The following is a 21,001-nucleotide window of genomic DNA, read 5'->3' as shown; positions in this document are numbered from 1 at the left end:
TTATCAATTAAAAAAGCTCCCCGCAAGTTGTGCGAGGAGCTTTTTATCGTTTGATTAGAAGCCGAAGACTGCGTTGTACGCGTTCACACGGCCGTATTTGTAGTAAGAACCTACGCCAGCGGTGTTGTCAGCAGTGGTCAGCACGCGGTTGATGACGCCCGCGTTGGTTGCGCCCGGGTTTGCACCCCAGGTCAGGGACAGCAGGCCAGCGACCAGCGGAGTAGCCATCGAGGTGCCGGACATCGTGGTGTAACCGCCGTCGTTGTAGGTCGAGTAGATCGACAGGCCCGGAGCTGCTACGTCAACCCAGGAAGAACCGTAATTCGACCAGGAGGTCTTCACATCGTTTTGGTCGGTTGCTGCAACAGACAATACGTTGTTGTAAGCAGCCGGGTAGGACAGCGTGGAGACGCCGCTGTTGCCTGCAGCCGCTACGACGATCTTGTTCTTGCCGTGTGCGTAGTTGATCGCGTCTTGGAACGCAGAGGTCGCGCCGCCGCCGCCAAGGGACATCGACAATACGTCCGCGCCGTTGTCAGCTGCGAAGTATACGCCCTCGATGATGTCGGAGGTGTAGCCGGAGCCACGCTTGTTCAGAACCTTAACCGGCATCAGTTTCGCCGTTTGGTCCATGCCCGAGATGCCGACGCCGTTGTTGCCGATGCCAGCCGCGATGCCTGCGCAGTGCGTGCCGTGCCCTTCATCGTCATCCGCAGTGGTGGTACGGTCTACGAAGGTCGCGCCCGGTACGATCTTTGCAGCGAGGTCCGGGTGATCGAGGTCGATGCCGGTGTCGATGATCGCGATGGTCTTCGTGGAGCCGGTCACAACGCCCCAAGCAGCCGAGGACTTCACGTTGGTGTGGTGCCACTGCTGACCGATCAACGGGTCGTTCGGCAGTGCGGTCTTGGTGTACACGAGATCAAGTTCCGCTTTCTCGATGTTCGGGTTTTTTTCGTATTTCGCTTTATATGCTTCCGCTTGACCCGCCGGAACTTCTACGAGCGTCCAGCCCGACTTGCCTTGAGCCAGTTCGCGCTTCACTTTGCCGCCGAGAGCCGCGTGTACCTTTTCTTTGTCAACAGCCGCTTTGCCCGGTGCAAATTTGACCAAGATGCGGTCGGTCGCTGCCGTAACGTCAGCCGTTTTGGTTACCGCCGGAACTGCTGCCGGAGTTGCGGATGCGCCCGCCGGAACAACCAGTGCCAATGCCGCGATGGCGGTCATCATGGAAATCGCTTTTTTCATGATTCATTTCCTCCCTTTGTAAATAAAATATTTTCAGCAGGGATCTTTTGTTTTACTGTCCCTTGCTTCTGATTATAAATACTATTCGAAACATTTGCAAGGCTATTTTTAGGAATATTTTGATAACTTATGTCGAAGCCTCTAAAACACGGAGAACCACGTCCTCAACAGAACGTGGTTCTCATCGCATCAGTCGCCCTTGAAACCGGTACAACGGGCGTTTGGCCGCTTTCGACCGACCAGACTTGCCAAGGCGAAGACCGACGACCAGTCCGATCAAAGTCCCGGTCAACAGCCAGAACAGCCACCAAGGGAAGGATGGTTCCTCCACCGCCTCTTCCGATTTTTCCAAACCGATGTGAATCGTGTCCGGGGAACTGTCCCGCAGCGGCACCGCCTTGCCGTTGAGCTTGATCTCTTTGCTGTTCGCCGGGAGCAAGACGACGCGATCCCCCTGCTGAAAGATCAGATTGCCGCCCGAGTCATAGCCGCCATAGACCCATCCGTCGATCACCGACTGCCCGACCGTGCGGGTGACCGCCTCTCCCCCGTCGCCCGCTCCCTTTGAAAACGCCAGCGCGATCAGACAGACCAGCAGAGCGGCCGCAGCCAGCGGAACGAGCAGGAGCCACGGTTTGCGACGCATCTGGTATTGAACCTGCCAGTGCGCAGAGCCCATCTTCATGGAGCCTCCCTCCTCACCTTTCTATGTGTATGCCTTGGATGTCCGCCCTATTTTCCTTTGTCCTCCGCTCTTGCCATGAGCATGTCTTGGCGTTTGCACATAGGTTGATAGTGACATCACCGAGAGGAGGGGGTTCACACATGCAACGCTACAATCATAAAACGTGCAGATCGTACCTCGGCAAGATGGTTCGCGTCCACACACAACAAGGCATTCAAGAAGGGGTCGTCGAACGAGTCACGAAAAAAGGTCTGTACATGCGTCGTGCAAACGGTGGAAATCATCTCGCCTCCGGCCCGGTCGACCAGCGGATCTTCCCGGCTGAACAACTTGACAACACTCTGGATGCGGAGCTGGTATACGGCCGCCCGTACGGATACGGAGCGCCTTATGGCCGGTATCGGTACGGATACGGTTATGGATATGGGTACAATCCGGCTGCGTTCTTCGTGCCGTTCCTGAGCATTCTGGCCTTGTCCAGCTTGCTCTTCTGGTAAACCGCCAAAGGACGCAAAAAAAAGAGAGGGGCTCCCCTCTCTTTTTGACGTTGGCGCTACTTTTTCTTTTTCGGTTTGCCAGCACCCGGCATACCTTTGCTGTTCATGTTCTGCATGCGCTTGGAAACTTGCATCAGTTGCTTTTGGTTGAGATTCATGCCCATGTTGCGAGCCATTTGCTGGATGTCTTGGTCGGACATCTTCATGTTGGACATCTTTTGTTTCAGATAGTACACGCCCCCGAGTGCGCCGAGCACGAGGCCGAGGATAAATGTACCGATCGCTACCAGTGTCATTACCATGTTGCGACAATCCCCCTACTACTTGGTTCTTACCAGATATTGATACTATACCATAGCTGAACGTTTTTAAAAAGCGTCTTCGAGGTGACGGAGCGTTTGCAACTCGCCTGTTCGCCGGTCGAGCTGAACGGCGATCACGTCAAAGCGGAAGCGGCGAAACGGGAGACGACCCGCCTCGACCAGGTAGAGGGCCGCGACTTTGCGGACTTGGCGTTGTTTGCGTGCGTCGACCGACTCCTCTGCGCTGCCGTAGGCGCGAGACGTTCTCGTGCGCACCTCGATAAAGACCAGTGTGTCGCCGATGACCGCGATCAAATCGATCTCTCCGCCGGCGCGCCGCCAGTTGCGGTCGAGGATGCGGTAGCCGTACCCGGCGAGGTAGTCGGCGGCGAACGCTTCGCCCCGAGCACCCGTTTGTTTGCGAGGGTCTGTGACCGTCATGAGCGCGGTCCTCGTTTATCGATGCGTTGTACGAAAGCAAGGACCTCTGCGACGACTTGATAGAGTTCCGGCGGGATCTCTTTGCCGACTTCAAAGGCGAGCAAGGTTTCAACGAGCGCTTTGTCCTCTTGCAGCGGGACGCCGGCCGCTTCGGCGGTGGAAAGGATCTGCTCCGCCAAGGCGCCTCGCCCCGAGGCCACGATGCGGGGAGCGGCGCTTTGGTTCGGGTCGTAGCGGAGGGCGACCGCTTTTTTTGACGACGGATGTTCGCTGGACAAAGGGCACGCCTCCTAGATTTTCATATCGACAGCCCCTTGGGTCAGCACCGGCGGGAGCAAAGGCAATCGCTCGCCGGGTGCCGGGGGCGTTTTTGTTTCCGAGCGGACGACACCCAGATGGAAGCCGACGTTCTGCAGGGCATCCCGCAGCTCGCGTTGTTCCCCGCCGGTCAGTTCGATCCGTGCGGAGTCGGGAGCGGTCTGGAAACGGATGCCGACCACTTTGTCAACGATGTGCAGGTGGATGTCTGTCTGGCCGAGATGTGGCAGATCGAGGCGGAACAGGACATAGCAGTTGGACGGATCGATCGCTTTTTGACCATTGTTTTTGCGGGACATGACGTGCAGTTCGAGCGTCTGACCTTTGCCGCCTGCTTGGAATGGGATGGCGGTGAATTGGTAAAAAAGGTCTGACCTTTCCGCACCTGCCGTTTGCATGACCTGTTGGCCACTGACATGGCGCAGAAGCGTCGAAACGTCATCTGCGAGATGAGGGAAGCCTGCCGCAGAGAGATCGTCCGCTACGGCGGCGACGCGGAGCAGCGCGGATTTGAGGCTCCCGTCTGAGGTGAGATCGGCACGCAGGGCGGAATTGGCAGCGGTGCGCAGCGCTTCCGGGTCTGCGTCGGTCGGCAGGCGGCGCATCGTGTGAGCGAGCCGCTCTTCCAGACCGAGTCCAAGACGGCGTGCTTTGTCGGCCAGATCGGCGTGATCCGACTCCGGTACGGTGGCGAGCAGTTCCTCCGCCGTTCGGGCGAGCCATGCAAGATCGCGGACGGTCGATTCGGAGAGAACGGAACGGGGTGTTGAGTCGGCTCCTGTCAGGTTCGGTCGACCCATCTCATTTTCCAGGAAAAGCCCAGCATTTCCAGAAGCGGCAAAGGCCCGTTGAGAAACGGGACCGGAGCCTGTTTGGGCAGTGCCTGTTTGGGCAGTGCCTGTCTGGGTAGTCCCTGTCGGAGCAGTACCTGTCGGAGCAGTACTTGTCGGAGCAGTACCTGCTGTTGGAGCAGCACCTGTCGCAGCAGTACCCGTCTGCACAGTACCCGTCTGCACAGTACTTGTCTGAGCAGTACTTGTCTGAGCAGTACCCGTCTGCGCAGTACTTGTCTGAGCAGTACCCGTCTGCGCAGTACTTGTCTGAGCAGCACCTGTCTGAGCAGCACCTGTCTGAGCAGCACCTGTCTGAGCAGCACCTGTCTGAGCAGCACCTGTCTGAGCAGTACCCGTCTGAGCAGTACCCGTCTGAGCAGTACTTGTCTGAGCAGCACCTGTCTGAGCAGCACCTGTCTGAGCAGCACCTGTCTGAGCAGTACCTGTCGGAGCAGCACGTGTCTGAGCAGCACCTGTCGGAGCAGTACCTGTCGGAGCAGTGCCTGTCTGAGCAATCCCTGCTTGCACAGTCCCGGTCTGCCCAGGTGAGGGGGCGGACTCGGGGCTTGCTCCGGCGGCGAAGAGGCTCGCCGGGAGCGCGGTGCGGAGGTTGGTGGCGAGGCGAGTCAGGAGGTCGTGCAGTTTCGGTCCGGTCTCGAGCGCCAACATCGCTTCCACAGTGCTCTTGTTGATCGGGATGCCAAGCTCCGCCATCTTGCCAATCGTCGCAACCTGTTCAGGAGTTGGTTTCGAGATGCCGAGTTGGTGCAACGCTTCCACTGCCGCTTTCACCGTGTCGGTGCGCAGCGGCACCCCGCGTGCCGCAAACTCGCGGACGACAGCCTTGGCTTCTTCCAACTCCGGCAACCCCAACGCTTGCAACAGACTCGCCGCATCGACACCGCTGCTCGCTTCCGAGCCAGCCTTGCCGACCACTTTCAGTTCCAGCGCGCCGCGTGCGGTCTGCCCGGCGACGAGCAGATTGACACGATCACCCGGTTGCAGGTTGGCTTCCAATTTGGCCCGGACCTTCGCACCGCCGATCTGTACGGTCGCTTCTCCGTCGCCGTGCTTTTCCAACAACGTCGCCTTGACCACACTGCCGACCTTCAGGTCGACCTCCTTCGCGCCTGTGACCGCCTGCACCGCCAACTGCGCGTATTGCCCCGCCGACACTCTCAACATTCGCCTCTCCCCCTCCTCCTAGCAGATCACCACTCCATGCCGTCAAACAGCGAACCTTGCACCATCTGCTTGATCGGCGCAAACGACTTCCGATGGATCGCACACGGCCCATGCTGCTCAATCGCCGCCAGATGTTCCGGGCTGGAATACCCTTTGTGCCGTTCAAATCCATACTCCGGATACTCGCTCGCATACGCGCTCATCAGTCGATCCCGCGTCACCTTTGCCAAAATTGACGCCGCAGCGATCGAATACGAGCTGGCATCCCCTTTTACAATCGCCTCATAAGGCTGCGTCACACCGGGGATCTTCAAATAATCAGTGACGAGATAATCGGCCTCCAACGCAAACGACGCGCTCAGTTGCTTTAGCGCACGGCGCGCCCCTTCAAACGTCGCCTGCAAAATGTTGTGCCGGTCGATATATTCCACCTCGACCACTCCGATGCCAAACGCCACTGCCTGTTCCCGGATCAAATCGAACAGCAGATCCCGCGTCTCTTCCTTGACCTGCTTTGAATCGTTTAACCCCGGCAGATCGATCTCCTCCGGCAAGATCACCGCTCCGACGACGACCGGCCCTGCCAACGGTCCGCGGCCTGCCTCGTCGATCCCGGCGACAAAGCGATAGCCTTGTTCCTTCGCCGCCCGCTCATAACGCCACATCCGCTCCTGCCGGGCCGCCTCCGACGCGAGCCGCTCCTGCGCGCGCAGGTAGCTCTCGATCACCTTGCGCACTCCGGCCCTTTCGTCAGCCAACAATTGCTTCACTTGCCGCTTGTTCGGTGCTTTTTGCTGTATGTGATCGCGGATCTCTCCCACGGTCATCTCCTGAAAATCCACAGTTCTTGCCATGCGAGACGAACCCCTTTCTTCTCTCCATACAGTTCGTCATCACACTTGCGAATCCTGTTGCGGAAGAAAAAACCACCGTCTACTCCACGGTGGTTGATGTCGCCTCTTCTGCAGTTGTTTCTGCTGCCGCTTCGGTCTCGCTCGCCACAGTCGCATAATCGCTCGGGCGCTCCAGCGATACGCGGCCGAAAGCCCCGCCGCGGAACTCACGGATCATCAGCTTTTGCGCCGCTTCGATGTCGACCGAGTTGCCTTGGCGCAGGTAGCCGCGCTTGCGGCCGATCTCCTCCAACGCCTCACGCGGGTCGGACGAGAGTTTCTCGATTCCAAATCGAGACTCCATCACGCCCGGATATCGCTCGTTCATAAACTCGACGATATACAAGGCCACCGGCTCGGTGTTGAGGATCTCTTCTTTGATCGCAGCGGTGGAAGCGAGTCGCAGACCAACCTTTTGGTCTTCAAACTTGGGCCAGAGAATCCCCGGCGTGTCGAGCAGTTCGAAGTCCTTGCCCACTTTGATCCACTGTTGCTTTTGCGTGACGCCCGGACGGTCGCCCGTCTTCGCGATGGTCTTTTTCGCCATCCGGTTGATCAGCGAAGATTTGCCGACGTTCGGAATGCCGAGGATCATCGCCCGAGTCGCGCGCGGACGGATGCCTTTTTTGCGCATTTGTTCCAGTTTCGGTTCGAACAGCTTCTTTGCCTCAGCCGCCGCTTTCGGCAGACCTTCGCCTTTGATGGCGTTGAGCGGGACGACGGTGATGTCCTGAGCGGCAAAATACTTGATCCATTCGTCGGTAACACGCGGGTCCGCGAGGTCAGCTTTGTTCAGGATCACCAGTCGCGGCTTGTGTTCCACCAGTTCGTTCATCATCGGATTGCGGGAGCTGAGCGGCAGGCGTGCATCGAGCAGTTCCATCACAACGTCAATCAGCTTGAGCTTTTCTGTGACTTCCCGGCGAGCCTTCGCCATATGGCCGGGGAACCATTGAATGGTCATGGTTGTTCCCCCTTTTTCTGTTTAGTTAGGGTGTGCGGAAGTTTTGGATCGGCCACCAGACCACTTCGGCGCGGCCGATGATGTTGTCAAACGGCACATAGCCGACCGACGCGTCGCGGCTGTCCTTGGACGCGTTGCGGTTGTCGCCCATGACGAACACGGTGCCTTCCGGTACGGTGTAGCTGCCGTTGATCGTGCCCGTCGGCTCGTTGATAAACGGCTCATCCAACTCTTGTCCATTGCGGAAGACTTTGTAATCGTGGATCTCGATCTTGTCGCCCGGCAGACCGATGACGCGCTTGATAAAATCCTTCGTCGGATCGGCCGGATATTTGAAGACCAGTATGTCGTTGTACTCGGGGTTATGTAGTTCGTAAACGATCTTGTTGACGACCAGACGCTCCTTGTCATCCAAAGTCGGATACATCGAAAGGCCGTCCACCATAAAGATAGCAAAGAGGAACTGGCGGATCAAAAAGGCGAGCACCAGCGCGACGAGCAGCGACTTCACCCACTCCCAAGCCTCGCTCCCGGCACTTTTTGCTTTTTTACCCGGTGTCTTTTCCTCGGTGATTGTACCGACTGTCGACTCTGCTGCGGTCTCTTCCGTGGTGACTGTGTTCGGTTCGGTTTGGCTCTCTTGCCGTTCTTGGTCGTTCATCACTAGATCCTCCCGCTTCTCTCTCGCTATAGTTTCCCCAACAGGCTGTTCAGGATACAAAGAAGGGACTTGCATGTACAAGTCCCTGAACTTTGTTAGCGGATTTCTTTGATACGAGCTGCTTTACCGGTAAGGTTGCGCAGGTAGTAGAGTTTCGCACGGCGAACTCGACCGCGACGCATAACCTCGATCTTTTCGATCTTCGGGGTGTGCAGCGGGAAGGTACGCTCTACGCCAACGCCGTAAGAAATCTTACGAACGGTGAAGGTTGCGGAAATGTTGCCGCCTTTACGGCGAATGACAACACCTTCGTATACCTGGATACGCTCACGGTTACCCTCTTTTACCTTAACGTGAACTCGAACGGTGTCACCAGCTTTGAAAGCCGGGATGTCCGTGCGGAGTTGATCCGCGACGAGTTGTTGAAGGATCGCTTGGTTCATGGTTGGACCTCCTCCCTACAGGCGTTCTTTTCATGGGATGAAGCGCCAGAAAGCGGACCGCCTTGATTAACAAGGGTTAGTATATCATAGCGGGAGGACATTGACAACTTTTTAATTGCTAGAAATTTACCGGATCACGCGACGGCCATACAGATAGTTGCGCGTCCAATACTTGGACTTCATCATATTGGTGATCGTCACGCCGGTTTTCGGTACGGTATGCAGCATCTGACCGTTGCCGATGTACATGCCGACGTGGCCGACGCGCCCGTCGGAGTAGCGTTCCGGGTATTTAAAGAATACGAGATCGCCCGGCTTGAGATTGCTCTTGCTGACGTACGTCCCTTCCCGCGATTGTTGGCGCGAGTCGCGGGGCAAGGTGATGCCGTGCTTCTTAAAAATATACTGCAAGAACGACGAGCAGTCCATCCGGCGTGGCGCTTCGGACGGTTTCGCCCCGAATTTGTAAGGCACGCCCATGTATTTTTTCCCGGTCGTGATGATCGCCTGCGCTTTGGCCAGCGCCGCGCTGCTCTGCGCCGGGGTCGCCGTGCCCTGCGGCGCGGTCGGTGCCGGGGCGGTCGACCCACGGGCCGGCTCCGTCTCGCGCGTCAGGGCTTCTGCCGGCAGCCGCAGGTCTTGTCCGACCATCAGCATGTCCGAGCGCAGCCCGTTCGCCGAACGCACCGCCTCGACGGTCGTGTGATGCGCCTTTGCCACTTCATACAGGGTGTCCCCTGTCTGGACATGGTAGAGGCGGGCTGGCATCTGCACCTGCACCGAGCCGTTCTCCGATTTGAAATAGGCAAACACGTTGAACACGGAGCTCACCGAGTCGAGCGAGAGGTAGGTGGTGCCGTTGAGGAAGCGCGGCGGCTCGATATTGACCGCCTCATCGCCCTTCATCGCGCGGCTGCCCCCGATTGTCACCCGCACCGTGTACGAGCCGTCGGTGGCCGTGTACGTCTTGGTGGAGTAGTTATAGCGGATATCATCATAATCAAGGATCGTCGCCATCTGTTTAAACGGAACAAAGTACTTGCCGTTGATCAACAGCGGGTCGATGGCCGACACCATCTTACCGTTGATCGCAACGCCTGCACGATCGACCGGCGCCTGCATCGTCGGCACAGCGGTCACCGTCTGGCGAAGCGGCGATTTGGCTGCCAGCGCATCGGTCATCACAGGGAGCGGCATCATCGCGAACGTCACAGCCATCATCATCGCCAAGCGTTTCAGGTTTCGATTTTGCATCTTTTTTGTCCCCTCTGCTTGAAGATTAGACCCCACGCAAGTAGTGTTTGAGCGAAGGGCCTTGCAAAGTCCGAGCAATTGCTGGCAAGGGACGCAAAAAAACCCGCCTTTGACAGGCGGGCACTATGTACAGCTAGGCTTTCTGGCGCAGCATCGCAATCTCTTCCTTATATTTTCCTTCCGGCGTCTCAAGGATCAACGGTTTGCCCTCTGCCAATTCGTGATGGACGATGCGATGGATCGCTTCGAAGCCGATCGAACCCTGTCCGATGTTTTCATGGCGGTCTTTGCGCGAATTGAACGGCGTCTTGCTGTCGTTGATGTGCCAGACCTTCAAACGGTCCAATCCGACCGTCTCGTCAAACCGCTTCATCACGCCGTCAAAGTCATTGACGATATCGTAGCCCGCCGAATACAGATGGCAGGTGTCCAGACACACGCCCATCTTGTCGTTGTGCTTGACGAGCGAAAGGATCTCGGCCAACTCTTCAAAGTTCGAACCGACCTTCGAACCGTCTCCCGCCATGCCTTCGAGGCACACGAACAAGTTTTCCTCGCCGGTCAGGATCTCATTGAGACCCTCCGCGATGCGCTTGACACCGTACTCGACTCCCGCGCCCGTGTGTGAGCCCGGGTGGAAGACGATGTAGCGGATGCCGAGGTACTCGGTGCGGCGAATGTCCTCCCGTAACAATTCCACGCCGTATTCGAACGTTTCCGGTTTATTCGAAGCCAAGTTGATCAGATAGGGCGCATGCACCACCGGATCGGCGAGGTTGTGTTCTTTCATCATTTCGTACGCTTTTTCTCGATTGAAATTTTCGATGGGACGCGCGTTGCCGCCGCGATTGGAACGGGTGTAGATCATAAATGTATCCGCTTCGTAGCTGATCGACTCTTGCACGGCCAGCAGCATGCCAGTCTTGGCAATCGATACGTTAGCTCCCAGTTTTGGCATATCTCTCCATCCTTCCCTGCTTATCCTTTTGACAGAGAGTGTAGCACAGGTTCCCGGCGGAGGCAAACGCGCATACCCTGACCATGAACACCTTCGCGGAAAAGAGGTCGAGGTTCGATGGCACGCTCGATCAAAGTATCGCTCAGCAAGCGGCGGCTCACTCTGTTCGACAACGGCAAAGCGATCAAAAGCTACCCCGTCGGCGTTGGCAAGATGACCACACGCACTCCGACCGGCACGTTCAAGATCATCAACAAGGTGCCAAACCCGGGACGTCGGCCAGGCGGACCAATGACCGTCTACGGGACGTACTGGATGGGCCTGTCCAAAAAAGGCTACGGCATCCACGGCACCACCAATCCGTCCTCCATCGGCAAATTGGTCTCCAAAGGCTGCATCCGTATGCACAACAAAGACGTGGAAGATCTCGCCACCCGCGTCTCCATCGGCACCGAAGTGAAAATCGAACCGTAAAAACGAAAACAGCACCTATCGGGATAGGTGCTGTTTGTCTCTTCATTCTGTTTGGTGCGAGTGGCCGGACTCGAACCGGCACGGGGAAGCCCCGACAGATTTTAAGTCTGGTGTGTCTGCCATTCCACCACACTCGCTCGCAAGGAGGCGAGCGTCCCTCATTGCTCACTTCCGAAATAAAAATGGTGGCTCGGGACGGAATCGAACCGCCGACACGAGGATTTTCAGTCCTCTGCTCTACCAACTGAGCTACCGAGCCGGAAACGTGGTGACTCGTACGGGATTCGAACCCGTGAATGCCGCCTTGAAAGGGCGGTGAGTTAAGCCGCTTCTCCAACGAGCCACGTACAGTATACGATTTTTGAGCAAAAAAAAGAAATGGTGCCTTTTACCGGAATCGAACCGATGACCTCATCCTTACCATGGATGCGCTCTACCTACTGAGCTAAAAAGGCAAGTATGGCTCCTCGAACAGGATTCGAACCTGTGACCATCCGATTAACAGTCGGGCGCTCTACCAGCTGAGCTATCGAGGAATAATGGTGGAGATAAGCGGATTCGAACCGCTGACCCCCTGCTTGCAAGGCAGGTGCTCTACCAACTGAGCTATACCCCCATTAAAGTGGTGCCTGAGAAGGGACTCGAACCCCCACGGTCTCCCGGTCGATTTTGAGTCGACTGCGTCTGCCATTCCGCCACTCAGGCATTCATTTGTTGTAAACTGGCTGGGGAGGAAGGGATCGAACCTTCGCATGACGGAGTCAAAGTCCGTTGCCTTACCGCTTGGCGACTCCCCAACGATGATGAAAACTACTGTAGCACGCTTCGTTTTCCGTGTCAACCGCTCTCGGTGACAGGACTTATAATACCACGTTCCCGACATCCCCTCAAGCCCGGAAATCTGCCCAGATTGGCGCGAATCTCGGCATTATCGCTATAGGACAGCCCCGCTCTCGTGAGCAGGGCTGTTTTTGCGTTCTTATTCAATTCCCTCTTCGCGCTTGACCTCTGTGAGCAACTGCGCGTCGAGCTTGTCGAGATCGCGACCGTGCAGCAGATCGGGACGGCGCTTGAGCGTCCGTCGCAACGACTCTTTGCGCCGCCAACGCTCGACGTTGCCGTGATGCCCGGAGAGCAACACATCCGGCACCTTCCAGCCGCGAAACTCGGCCGGACGGGTGTAGTGCGGGTATTCGAGCAATCCCTCACGAAACGAATCGAGCACCGCCGACGTCTCGTTGCCGAGCACGCCCGGCAGGAGCCGCGTCACCGAGTCGACGATGATCATCGCCGGCAACTCACCGCCGGTCAGCACATAATCGCCGACGGAGATCTCGTCGGTGACGAGGTACTCGCGGATGCGCTCGTCATACCCTTCGTAATGCCCGGCGATGATCACCAGATGCTCCTCAGAGGCGAAATCGATCGCCTTTTGCTGGCTGTAGACTTCTCCCTGCGGACAGGTCAGAATCACGCGCGGGCGCGACTGCTGCCCGGTCAGCGCCTCCACCGCGCCAAAGATCGGCTCCGGCTTAAGCACCATGCCGCCGCCGCCTCCGTAGGGCGTGTCATCCACGGTGTTGTGCTTGTTCGTCGAGTACTCGCGAAAATCGATGAGGTTGATCTCGACCAACCCTTGTTGACGGGCGCGGCCGATGATGCTCGTCCCGATCACGCCCTCGAACATTTCCGGGAAGATGGTTACGATGTCTATACGCAAGTAGGTCCCTCCATCTTACTCCAGCAGTCCCGGCATGATGTGGACCACAATCTTCTTGTTCTGCACGTCCACGTCCAGAACGCAGTCCGGTATGACCGGGAGCAGGATGTCCTTGCCCTTGGGCGGCTTGACGACGTAGACGTCGTTGGCACCCGGTTGCAAGACCTCTTTCAATACTCCCAGTTCCTGGCCCTCGTCGGTCACGACTTGGCAGCCGATCAACTGGTAGATGTAGTATGTATTCTCCGGCAGTTTGACCAGATCGTCTTCTTCGACCATCAAGTCGCCGCCTTTGTACTTTTCCACATCGCTGATGGAGAAATGCCCCTCTAAGGTGAGCAAAATAAATTGTTTGTGTGGGCGGGACGTTTCAACGGTCAGCTGCACCGGTTTTGGGAACTTTTCGTGCACGAGCCAGAGCTTGGAACCTTTTTTGAAACGAACATCGTCAAAATCGGTTCGCGAGATGACCCGTACTTCTCCCCGCACGCCTTGCGTGTTGACCAAGTGGCCGACGAGGATCAGTTTCTTTTGATTCAAGCCTGTCCACCGCCACGGCGGATCTCAGCGACAATGCCGTCTTTGAGAACGATTTCGGTGCCGGCTACCACGTCTTCCCACACATCGCCAACGTTCACTTCGACAACCGTTTCAATCTGGCCGCCCGGAACTTCCGAACCGAGAGGAGTTTGTTGGATCTGTACGAGTTGTTGCATCATTTGCTCACGGCGTTCCATGCGCACGCCGCGCTCTTGGTTCATGCGGCCGGTGATCGCTTGCACAGCCGCTTGGTTGCCGTTTTGCTCGGCATCGTTCAAAGCTGCACGGCCTTGGAATTCGATTTGTTCCAATTCGTTTTGCACTTGTTGGATCGCACCGTTGATTTCAGAGGTGATCTGTTGTTTGGTGGTTTCCGTCAAGATCAATTTGACCGGGATCGCTACATTTACTTTTAACACCTAAATTCACTCTCCTTTGGGATTCTTGGTTATTATACCACAAAAAGGCTGAGAAGCATCAGAGCCTCTCAGCCTTCTTATTTAGACAATTTCAATCGTGACACGTTTCTGGCCTTGCAGCGCAGCTGCGGAGACCACGGCGCGAAGTGCTTTCGCGATTCGCCCTTGCTTGCCAATGATCTTGCCCATGTCGCCAGGGGCCACCGACAGCTCGTACACGACGTTCTTGTCATCCGCACTCACTTCAGTGACGCGGACCTGATCCGGTTGATCTACGAGAGCTTTCGCAATCGTCTCAATCAAAGGTATCATGACAGGGCCTCCTCAGGAATGAGGATTACTTGCCTGCTTTCGCTTCGTGAACCTTTTTGAGGATACCGGTCTTCGAGAAAAGGTTTTTCACGGTATCGGACGGTTGTGCACCGTTGTTCAGCCAAGCGATTGCCTTTTCTTCGTCGATGTTGATCTGAGCCGGTTGGGTGACCGGGTTATAGGTACCGATCTCCTCGATGAAACGACCGTCACGCGGAGAACGGGAATCAGCTACAACTACACGGTAGAACGGAGCTTTCTTTTGACCCATGCGCTTCAAACGAATTTTAACTGCCATCTTGATATTCACCTCCCAACACAGAATCATATCATAAATCTCGTTCCACGGGAACGAAAAGTTTTATACGGTAGGAAATTGCTACGGCAGGAACGGGAATTTCATGCCTCCAAGGCCTTTTTTCCCTTTCTTGCCTTTCATTTTCTTCGCCATGCCGGAGAACTGTTTCATCATCTTCTGCATCTCTTCGAACTGCTTCAACAGGCGGTTGACATCCTGAACGGTCATGCCGCTCCCCTTGGCGATGCGCTTGCGGCGCGACGAGTCGATCAGTTTCGGTTCGCGGCGCTCGGCCGGCGTCATCGATTGGATGATCGCTTCGATCCGGTTGATCTGCTTGTCGTCCACGTTCATGTTTTGCATGCCCTTGACTTTGTTCATGCCGGGCAGCATGCCGAGGATCTGATCGAGCGGACCGAGATTTTTGACCTGAGAGAGCTGGTCGAGGAAGTCCTCGAGCGTGAAGTCCGCGTTGCGCATCTTTCGCTCCAGATCCATCGCCTTGTCTTGGTCGATGCTCGCTTGTGCCTTTTCGATCAGGGTGAGGACGTCGCCCATCCCGAGGATGCGCGAAGCCATGCGGTCCGGGTGGAACGGCTCGATCGCGTCGATCTTCTCGCCCGTCCCGACGTATTTGATCGGGGTGCCGGTGACAGCACGGATCGAGAGTGCGGCACCGCCGCGCGTATCGCCGTCAAGCTTGGTCAAGATCGTGCCGGTGACGTCGAGCGTGTTGTTAAACGTCTCCGCCACTTCGACCGCCACTTGGCCGGTCATCGCGTCCACGACGAGCAGAATCTCGGACGGTTGCACCGCTTCTTTGATGTTGCGGAGTTCGTCCATCAGCGTCTCGTCGATGTGCAGACGACCTGCGGTGTCGATCAGGACATAGTCGTGACCGTATGAGATCGCATGTTCCAGACCTTTTCTCGCGATTTCCACCGGCGACACTTGATCGCCGAGCGAGAAGACCGGAACTTGCAATTGTTCGCCCAAGACTTGCAATTGCTTGATCGCAGCCGGACGATAGATGTCACAGGCGACCAGCAACGGTTTTTTCTTTTCTTTTTGCAGAAGTTTCGCCAACTTGCCAGTGTGCGTCGTCTTGCCCGCACCCTGCAGACCGACCATCATGATCACAGTCGGCGGCTTATTGGAGATGTTGAGTTTCGCCTGGCTTCCACCCATCAGCTCCGTCAGCTCATCGTTGACGATCTTGATGACATGTTGTCCCGGAGTCAGGCTTTGCAGGACTTCCTGGCCGATTGCGCGCTCACGGACCTTTTCAACAAAGTCTTTGACGACTTTGAAATTGACGTCCGCTTCGAGGAGCGCGAGCCGCACTTCCCGCATGGCTTCTTTGACGTCCGATTCACTCAGTTTCCCCTTCCCGCGCAAACGGTTGAAGGTATCCTGCAATCGGTTCGCTAAGCTTTCGAAGACCATGGCCATCCTCCTTTTGGATCTTTCGTTCAGATCATTCCTCGACCAGTTCCCGAACCATTTCGGTCACCTGCTGCGCGCGCTCAGGCGGCAGTCCGTCGAGGAGGGTCAGGAGCTGTGCGCCGACAGCGCTGCGTCTCTCAAACCGCTCGACCAGCCGCAGCTTCGACTCAAAGTCGAGCAACTGGGCGCCCGCTCGGCGGATGTTGTCGTGAACCGCCTGACGCGAGATCTCAAACTGTTCGGCGATTTCCGCCAGCGAGAGATCATCGAGATAGTACAGTTCCACGAATTGACGCTGCTTGTCAGTCAACATCACACCGTAAAAGTCATATAACAGGTTCATTTGGGTGGTCTTTTCCAACATGTCGACTCCCCCTCGCCTGTCAAGCTCATGTCCTTTACAGACGATATATTACTGAAAAGCGAAGGGGTTGTCAACTAAAACCTAAAAATCTATCTATTCTGCGAACAAAGCGTCGACAAAGTCCTTCGGATCGAACGGCTGGAGGTCGTCAATCTTCTCGCCGAGGCCGACCATTTTCACAGGGACTTCCAGCTCTTTGCGGATCGCAATGACGATGCCGCCCTTCGCTGTGCCGTCCAGTTTGGTCAGGACAAGCCCGGTGACGCCGGTCGCTTCGCCGAACAGTTTCGCCTGCGACAGCGCGTTCTGGCCTGTGGTGGCATCGAGAACGAGCAGGGTCTCATGCGGCGCTTCCGGCATCTCGCGGCGGATGACGCGGTAGATCTTGTTCAGCTCGTCCATCAGGTTCGCCTTGTTCTGGAGACGACCTGCTGTGTCGCACAACAAGACATCCGCCTTGCGCGCCTTGGCCGCCTGTATGCCGTCAAAGATCACGGCAGCCGGGTCGGAGCCCGCCCCCTGCTTGATCACGTCCACACCGGCACGCTGGCCCCATACTTCGAGCTGTTCGATCGCCCCTGCGCGGAACGTGTCGCCCGCGGCCAGGATCACTTTTTTGCCTTCCGCCTTGAATTGGTTGGCGAGCTTGCCGATGGTGGTCGTCTTGCCGACGCCGTTGACGCCGACAAAAAGGATGACCGTCAGTCCGTCGCGGTTTGTCGACAGCTCCGCCTTGTCCTCACCCATCAATTCGACAAGGATCTGCTTGAGCACCGGCTTCAGCTCTTCCGCTTCGGTAAGCTTCTGCTTTTTCGCTGCGGAGCGCAGATCGTCCATGATGCCCATGACGGTGTTGACACCGACGTCGGCCATGATCAGCGCTTCTTCCAGTTCTTCATAGAACTCCTCGTCGATCTTGCGGCCAAAGGAGATCAGCGATTCCACTTTGCCCATCAGAGCATCGCGGGTTTTGGTCAGGCCTTCTTTAAATTTGCTGAAAAATCCCATTCTGTCATGCACCTCTTCATCTCTTCTATATATATGGTCTACGAACTCATCATCTCCACCGCTTCATCGACGAGGCGGACGGAGACGATCTTGGAGACGCCAGACTCCTGCATCGTGACGCCGTACAGAACGTCTGCCCCCTCCATCGTGCCTTTGCGGTGGGTGACGACGATAAATTGCGTCATGGAGGAAAACTCGCGCAGGTACTTGGCATAACGGGCGACGTTCGCCTCGTCGAGTGCCGCTTCGACCTCGTCGAGGACGCAGAACGGCACCGGTTTGATCCGCAGGATGGCGAACAGCAGAGCCAATGCGGTCAGGGCCCGTTCCCCGCCGGAGAGCAATTGCAGATTTTGCAATTTCTTGCCGGGCGGCTGGGCGACGACGTCGATCCCGGTCGTCAGCGGACGATCCGGTTCGGCGAGGATCAGATCGGCACGACCGCCGCCAAACAGCGCGACAAACACGTCGGTGAACTGCTCGCGGATCTGATAGAACGTCTCGTTAAAGCGCTTCGACATCTCTTCATCGATATCACCGATCACTTCATAGAGCTGTTCAATCGCTTTGCTGAGATCATCCCGCTGCGTGGTCAAATACTCCAGACGCTCCCCCATCCGGGCATGCTCTTCGATCGCGCCGAGGTTGACATCGCCAAGGCTCGCGATCTTGCGGCGGAATTCGCCGACGCGCTGCTTGGTGACCGCCAACTCCTCCGGAAGTGGATAACGTTCCTTGGCATATTCGAAGGAAATGTGATATTCCTCTGAGAGTTTGTTCAAGGCGTTGTTCAACTCAACATCGAGTCGGCCCGTCTTGACCTCGTTGGTGCGCACTTTGTCCTCGATGGCCTTCAAGAGGATGCGGCCTTCGCGAAGCTTTTGTTCGAGGTCGCCCATCTGGCGGGAGACATCCCACTTTTTCTCGCGATGGCTCTCCAGTTTTTGTTCCGCCGCCTGGCGATGCTCCTCGAAGTTTTGCAGCAACGACTCGGCAACGGTCAATTCGCTCTCCGTTTCGCGCAGCCGCTCTTCGATGGTACCGTTTTCGCCTTGACGGGCGGAGAGTTCTGCGGTCAGTTCGGACAGTCGCGCATCGAGCCGCTGCACATTTTCTTTCAAACCGGCGTGCTCACTTTCCATTGTAGCCAATTTGACTTTAAAAGCGGTCACTTCTTCGTTGACATCGGCCGCGACGGTCTGTTGTTCGCGCAACGTCGCTTGCAGTTCGTCGACGTTTGTTTGCATCGTTGTCACTTCTGCGTCAAGATGCGTCAGAGCGGCGGCGACCCGCTCGCCCTTTTGGGTATGATCCTTTTCCTCGGAGCGATACTGCGCCAGTTCCAGCGTGACCAGTTCCAATCGCTCTTCCACGCCTTTGAGTTGAACTTGCAGTTCGCGGACGCTGGACTCGTGCTGATACAGAGCAGCGCGACGCTGCTCCTGCTCACGGGCCAAGTGCTCGATTTCATCGGCGGCTCGGCTGAGCATCTGCCCGGTCTGCTCGTAGACCCGCTGGGCGTCGGCGATCTTTTGGTTCATCGCCTTGAGCTTCTCTTCCATCTCTTCAATCTCGCGGGTGCGGCCGAGCAAGGACGTGCCTTTTTTCTGTACCGAACCGCCGGACATCGAACCGCCGGGGTTGACGACGTCGCCTTCGAGCGTGACGATCCGCACCCGGTACTGAAGAAGCCGGGCGAGAGCGTTCGCATCGGCGATCGTCTTGGCGACGACAACGGAGCCGAGCAGATTGTCGACGATGGGGCGGTACTGCGCCTCGCAGCCGACCAACTCGGATGCGAGGCCGACATAGCCTTTGTGCCCCTCCACCGCCATCCGCTCCGGCTTGCTCAGCGAGCGGCCGCGCATGACGTCAAGCGGCATAAAGGTCGCCCGTCCTCCGCCGGATTGTTTCAGATAGTGGATGGCATCACGGCCCGCTTTTTCCGACAGCACGACAACGTTTTGCATCGCACCGCCAAGAGCGGTCTCCATCGCCAGTTCATACTCGCGCGGCACCTGCACCAGTTCGGCCACCGCCCCGCAGACACCGTCGAGGTGACCTTTGCCCGACGCTTGCAACACGTTGCGCACGCCGACTTGGTAGCCGCCGTACTGCGCTTCCATGTCGCGCAGCAGTTCGAGGCGCGAGCGGTGCGACGCCTGTTCGGTCTGCCACGAGCGCAGAACTTGACTGCGTTTCTCCTGTTCCCCGCTCCCCGCTTGCAGTTGGGCGCGCAATGCGGTCAGCCGTTCCCCGACTTCCGACTCGCGTGCTGCTTCCTCTTGGCGCGATTGTTCCGACTCATCCAGTGCTTGCCGGATCGCTTTGGCCCGCTCCAGCAGGTCGCGCTCGTCATCCGTTTGACGCCCGACGCGACGAGCGAGCATCTCCAAGGTGGCTTCAATATTTTTGAGTTCGTTGCGCTTGGAGGCGCTGTCGTTCAACTTTTCAATCAGGTCGGACTTCAGCCGCTCGACCTCCGCCTCTCGCTCCGCCCGGTCGAGAAAACCGCGCGCGACATTCATCTTTTCCTCCAACTCGCGACGCCATCTGTGAATCTCGGTGTAGAGTGCTTCCGCCTTTTCTTGTTCGACGGTGCGCTGCTCTTGTGTCAAGGCGATCTCCTTTTCGAGCTTGGCGAGCACAGCGGCCAGGTCATCGCGCCCCGCAGTCAAGTTGCGCCGTCGTTCGCGCAGCACTTCACGGCGTCCTTCCGCCTTTTCAAATTCTTGCACGACCTCGACGAGCGCCGTCTGCGCCCCTTCAATCGCCTGTTCCACCTGCGCCAGTTCGAGGCGCCATTTTTCATAGTCGGCCTCCAGCGTGCTGACGAACGCGCTCTGGCCCACTTGCTCAGACTGCAAGGTCTGTCCTTCCTTCGTACCGGCTGTCCACCGTCCATGCAAATCCTCGATGTCGTGAACGTAGAGAGCGACCTCGTAGCGTTCCAACTCGGACTTGAGTTCTTTGTAGGCCTTGGCCACTTCGGCCTGCTCTTGCATCGGTCCGATCTGAACTTCCAGCTCGCCGACGAGATCGCCGATTCGGATCAGGTTGGCAGTCGTCTCATCCAGTTTTTTCTCCGCTTCTTTCTTGCGTGCTTTGTACTTGACGATACCAGCCGCTTCCTCGAAGATGCCGCGGCGATCCTCCGATTTGGTGGAGAGGATCTCCTCGATGCGGCCTTGTCCGATGATCGAGTACGCTTCTTTGCCAAGCCCCGTGTCCATGAACATCTCGGTGATGTCCTTCAAGCGACACGATTGCTTGTTGATCATATATTCAGAATCACCCGAGCGATAGACCCGGCGGGTGACCGTCACTTCGTTATAATCGAGATCCAGTTCCCGCTGGCTGTTGTCGAGCGTCAACGACACTTCGCAGTAGTTGACCGGCTTGCGCTTATCGGTGCCGGCAAAGATCACGTCTTCCATCTTCGCCCCGCGCAAACTCTTGGCACTCTGTTCGCCCAACACCCAGCGGATCGCATCGGAGATGTTCGATTTGCCGCTGCCGTTTGGTCCGACCACGGCGGTGACACCCGGCACGAACTCCAATTCGGTGCGGTCGGCAAACGACTTAAAACCGACTGCTTCTATTCGTTTTAAATACAACCCTTTTCCCCTCCAGCTAGCTCCCGAATGGGTGATCATTCTGTCTAATGGGTTTTCAACCTGTCTATTGTACCACACGCCCGCCAGTATGCGGCGCAGGGGTGAAAATTCAAACGATGCC

General features: G+C 57.0%; 23 protein-coding genes and 8 tRNA genes. 2 read left to right on the top strand and 29 right to left on the bottom strand.

The window, feature by feature from the left end:
- Positions 1–54: 54 nt before the first annotated feature.
- Together OS242_RS00695 and OS242_RS00690 are read right to left on the bottom strand one after the other, a co-directional pair.
- Positions 55–1,248 (bottom strand): S8 family peptidase, encoded by a 1,194-nt coding sequence (locus tag OS242_RS00695; RefSeq protein WP_267149728.1) that lies wholly within the window; start codon positions 1,246–1,248, stop codon positions 55–57.
- A gap of 181 nt (positions 1,249–1,429) precedes the next feature.
- Complete coding sequence (locus tag OS242_RS00690) at positions 1,430–1,933, bottom strand: hypothetical protein (protein ID WP_267149727.1); 504 nt, start codon at positions 1,931–1,933, stop codon at positions 1,430–1,432.
- Positions 1,934–2,073: 140 nt separating this feature from the next.
- On the opposite strand from OS242_RS00690, the gene OS242_RS00685 reads away from it, so the two are divergent.
- Positions 2,074–2,430, top strand: a complete 357-nt coding sequence (locus tag OS242_RS00685) for a hypothetical protein (protein ID WP_267149726.1) — start codon at positions 2,074–2,076, stop codon at positions 2,428–2,430.
- A 56-nt stretch (positions 2,431–2,486) separates the two neighbouring features.
- On the opposite strand, the gene OS242_RS00680 is transcribed toward OS242_RS00685, so the two are convergent.
- The 10 genes from OS242_RS00680 to OS242_RS00635 all read right to left on the bottom strand — a co-directional run bounded on the left by OS242_RS00680 (position 2,487) and on the right by OS242_RS00635 (position 10,682).
- The gene (locus OS242_RS00680; RefSeq protein WP_267149725.1) at positions 2,487–2,732 is read right to left on the bottom strand and encodes a YneF family protein; all 246 of its coding nucleotides are present in this window, start codon (positions 2,730–2,732) and stop codon (positions 2,487–2,489) included.
- Between the two features lie 66 nt (positions 2,733–2,798).
- The gene (locus OS242_RS00675) at positions 2,799–3,173 is read right to left on the bottom strand and encodes a YraN family protein (protein WP_267149724.1); all 375 of its coding nucleotides are present in this window, start codon (positions 3,171–3,173) and stop codon (positions 2,799–2,801) included.
- Complete coding sequence (locus tag OS242_RS00670) at positions 3,170–3,451, bottom strand: EscU/YscU/HrcU family type III secretion system export apparatus switch protein (protein WP_267149723.1); 282 nt, start codon at positions 3,449–3,451, stop codon at positions 3,170–3,172. Before OS242_RS00670 ends, OS242_RS00675 begins: the two co-directional genes overlap by 4 nt.
- A 12-nt stretch (positions 3,452–3,463) precedes the next feature.
- Positions 3,464–5,509, bottom strand: a complete 2,046-nt coding sequence (locus OS242_RS00665; protein ID WP_267149722.1) for a hypothetical protein — start codon at positions 5,507–5,509, stop codon at positions 3,464–3,466.
- 26 nt (positions 5,510–5,535) lie between these two features.
- Positions 5,536–6,363 (bottom strand): ribonuclease HII, encoded by an 828-nt coding sequence (locus tag OS242_RS00660; RefSeq protein WP_267149721.1) that lies wholly within the window; start codon positions 6,361–6,363, stop codon positions 5,536–5,538.
- Between the two features lie 79 nt (positions 6,364–6,442).
- Positions 6,443–7,366, bottom strand: coding sequence for a ribosome biogenesis GTPase YlqF (gene ylqF / locus OS242_RS00655; protein WP_267149720.1), 924 nt, complete (start codon positions 7,364–7,366; stop codon positions 6,443–6,445).
- Positions 7,367–7,391: 25 nt separating this feature from the next.
- Positions 7,392–8,027, bottom strand: coding sequence for a signal peptidase I (gene lepB, locus OS242_RS00650; RefSeq protein WP_267149719.1), 636 nt, complete (start codon positions 8,025–8,027; stop codon positions 7,392–7,394).
- 95 nt (positions 8,028–8,122) lie between these two features.
- Positions 8,123–8,470 (bottom strand): 50S ribosomal protein L19, encoded by a 348-nt coding sequence (rplS, locus tag OS242_RS00645; RefSeq protein ID WP_267149718.1) that lies wholly within the window; start codon positions 8,468–8,470, stop codon positions 8,123–8,125.
- Between the two features lie 126 nt (positions 8,471–8,596).
- Positions 8,597–9,724 carry a C40 family peptidase gene (locus OS242_RS00640; RefSeq protein ID WP_267149717.1) on the bottom strand — a complete coding sequence of 376 codons (1,128 nt, stop codon included), beginning with the start codon at positions 9,722–9,724 and terminating at the stop codon, positions 8,597–8,599.
- 133 nt (positions 9,725–9,857) lie between these two features.
- Positions 9,858–10,682 (bottom strand): deoxyribonuclease IV, encoded by an 825-nt coding sequence (locus OS242_RS00635; protein WP_267149716.1) that lies wholly within the window; start codon positions 10,680–10,682, stop codon positions 9,858–9,860.
- Positions 10,683–10,799: 117 nt separating this feature from the next.
- Between OS242_RS00635 and OS242_RS00630 the strand changes: the two genes are divergently transcribed.
- Positions 10,800–11,156 carry a L,D-transpeptidase gene (locus OS242_RS00630; RefSeq protein WP_267149715.1) on the top strand — a complete coding sequence of 119 codons (357 nt, stop codon included), beginning with the start codon at positions 10,800–10,802 and terminating at the stop codon, positions 11,154–11,156.
- 52 nt (positions 11,157–11,208) lie between these two features.
- Here the strand turns inward: OS242_RS00630 and OS242_RS00625 are convergent.
- From OS242_RS00625 to smc, 17 genes are all read right to left on the bottom strand, one after another.
- Positions 11,209–11,293 (bottom strand) — tRNA-Leu (locus tag OS242_RS00625).
- 46 nt (positions 11,294–11,339) lie between these two features.
- A tRNA-Phe gene (locus OS242_RS00620) sits at positions 11,340–11,415 on the bottom strand.
- A 7-nt stretch (positions 11,416–11,422) separates the two neighbouring features.
- A tRNA-Glu gene (locus tag OS242_RS00615) sits at positions 11,423–11,499 on the bottom strand.
- Positions 11,500–11,535: 36 nt separating this feature from the next.
- Positions 11,536–11,611 (bottom strand) — tRNA-Thr (locus tag OS242_RS00610).
- A gap of 5 nt (positions 11,612–11,616) precedes the next feature.
- Positions 11,617–11,692, bottom strand: a tRNA-Asn gene (locus tag OS242_RS00605).
- A gap of 4 nt (positions 11,693–11,696) precedes the next feature.
- Positions 11,697–11,772: transfer RNA gene (locus OS242_RS00600), tRNA-Ala, on the bottom strand.
- Between the two features lie 7 nt (positions 11,773–11,779).
- Positions 11,780–11,861: transfer RNA gene (locus tag OS242_RS00595), tRNA-Leu, on the bottom strand.
- 17 nt (positions 11,862–11,878) lie between these two features.
- Positions 11,879–11,953 (bottom strand) — tRNA-Gln (locus tag OS242_RS00590).
- A gap of 182 nt (positions 11,954–12,135) precedes the next feature.
- Positions 12,136–12,876, bottom strand: coding sequence for a tRNA (guanosine(37)-N1)-methyltransferase TrmD (trmD, locus tag OS242_RS00585; protein WP_267149714.1), 741 nt, complete (start codon positions 12,874–12,876; stop codon positions 12,136–12,138).
- A 15-nt stretch (positions 12,877–12,891) separates the two neighbouring features.
- Positions 12,892–13,416 (bottom strand): ribosome maturation factor RimM, encoded by a 525-nt coding sequence (gene rimM / locus OS242_RS00580; protein ID WP_267149713.1) that lies wholly within the window; start codon positions 13,414–13,416, stop codon positions 12,892–12,894.
- Positions 13,413–13,835 (bottom strand): YlqD family protein, encoded by a 423-nt coding sequence (locus OS242_RS00575; protein WP_267149712.1) that lies wholly within the window; start codon positions 13,833–13,835, stop codon positions 13,413–13,415. Before OS242_RS00575 ends, rimM begins: the two co-directional genes overlap by 4 nt.
- Positions 13,836–13,916: 81 nt before the next feature.
- Positions 13,917–14,147 carry a KH domain-containing protein gene (locus OS242_RS00570; protein WP_267149711.1) on the bottom strand — a complete coding sequence of 77 codons (231 nt, stop codon included), beginning with the start codon at positions 14,145–14,147 and terminating at the stop codon, positions 13,917–13,919.
- A gap of 25 nt (positions 14,148–14,172) precedes the next feature.
- Positions 14,173–14,445, bottom strand: a complete 273-nt coding sequence (rpsP, locus tag OS242_RS00565) for a 30S ribosomal protein S16 (protein ID WP_267149710.1) — start codon at positions 14,443–14,445, stop codon at positions 14,173–14,175.
- A gap of 81 nt (positions 14,446–14,526) precedes the next feature.
- Complete coding sequence (gene ffh, locus OS242_RS00560; RefSeq protein WP_267149709.1) at positions 14,527–15,891, bottom strand: signal recognition particle protein; 1,365 nt, start codon at positions 15,889–15,891, stop codon at positions 14,527–14,529.
- Between the two features lie 31 nt (positions 15,892–15,922).
- Positions 15,923–16,255: a putative DNA-binding protein gene (locus OS242_RS00555; RefSeq protein WP_267149708.1), complete on the bottom strand. Its 333-nt coding sequence runs from the start codon at positions 16,253–16,255 to the stop codon at positions 15,923–15,925.
- A gap of 93 nt (positions 16,256–16,348) precedes the next feature.
- The gene (gene ftsY, locus OS242_RS00550) at positions 16,349–17,263 is read right to left on the bottom strand and encodes a signal recognition particle-docking protein FtsY (RefSeq protein WP_267150406.1); all 915 of its coding nucleotides are present in this window, start codon (positions 17,261–17,263) and stop codon (positions 16,349–16,351) included.
- A gap of 38 nt (positions 17,264–17,301) precedes the next feature.
- Positions 17,302–20,880 carry a chromosome segregation protein SMC gene (gene smc, locus OS242_RS00545; protein WP_267149707.1) on the bottom strand — a complete coding sequence of 1,193 codons (3,579 nt, stop codon included), beginning with the start codon at positions 20,878–20,880 and terminating at the stop codon, positions 17,302–17,304.
- Between the last annotated feature and the right edge of the window lie 121 nt (positions 20,881–21,001).

It is taken from the genome of Tumebacillus lacus (assembly GCF_026410385.1).
Lineage (GTDB): Bacteria > Bacillota > Bacilli > Tumebacillales > Tumebacillaceae > Tumebacillus > Tumebacillus lacus.
Note: the sequence above shows the minus strand (reverse complement) of the source record. Positions and strands in the feature narration are given on the sequence as shown.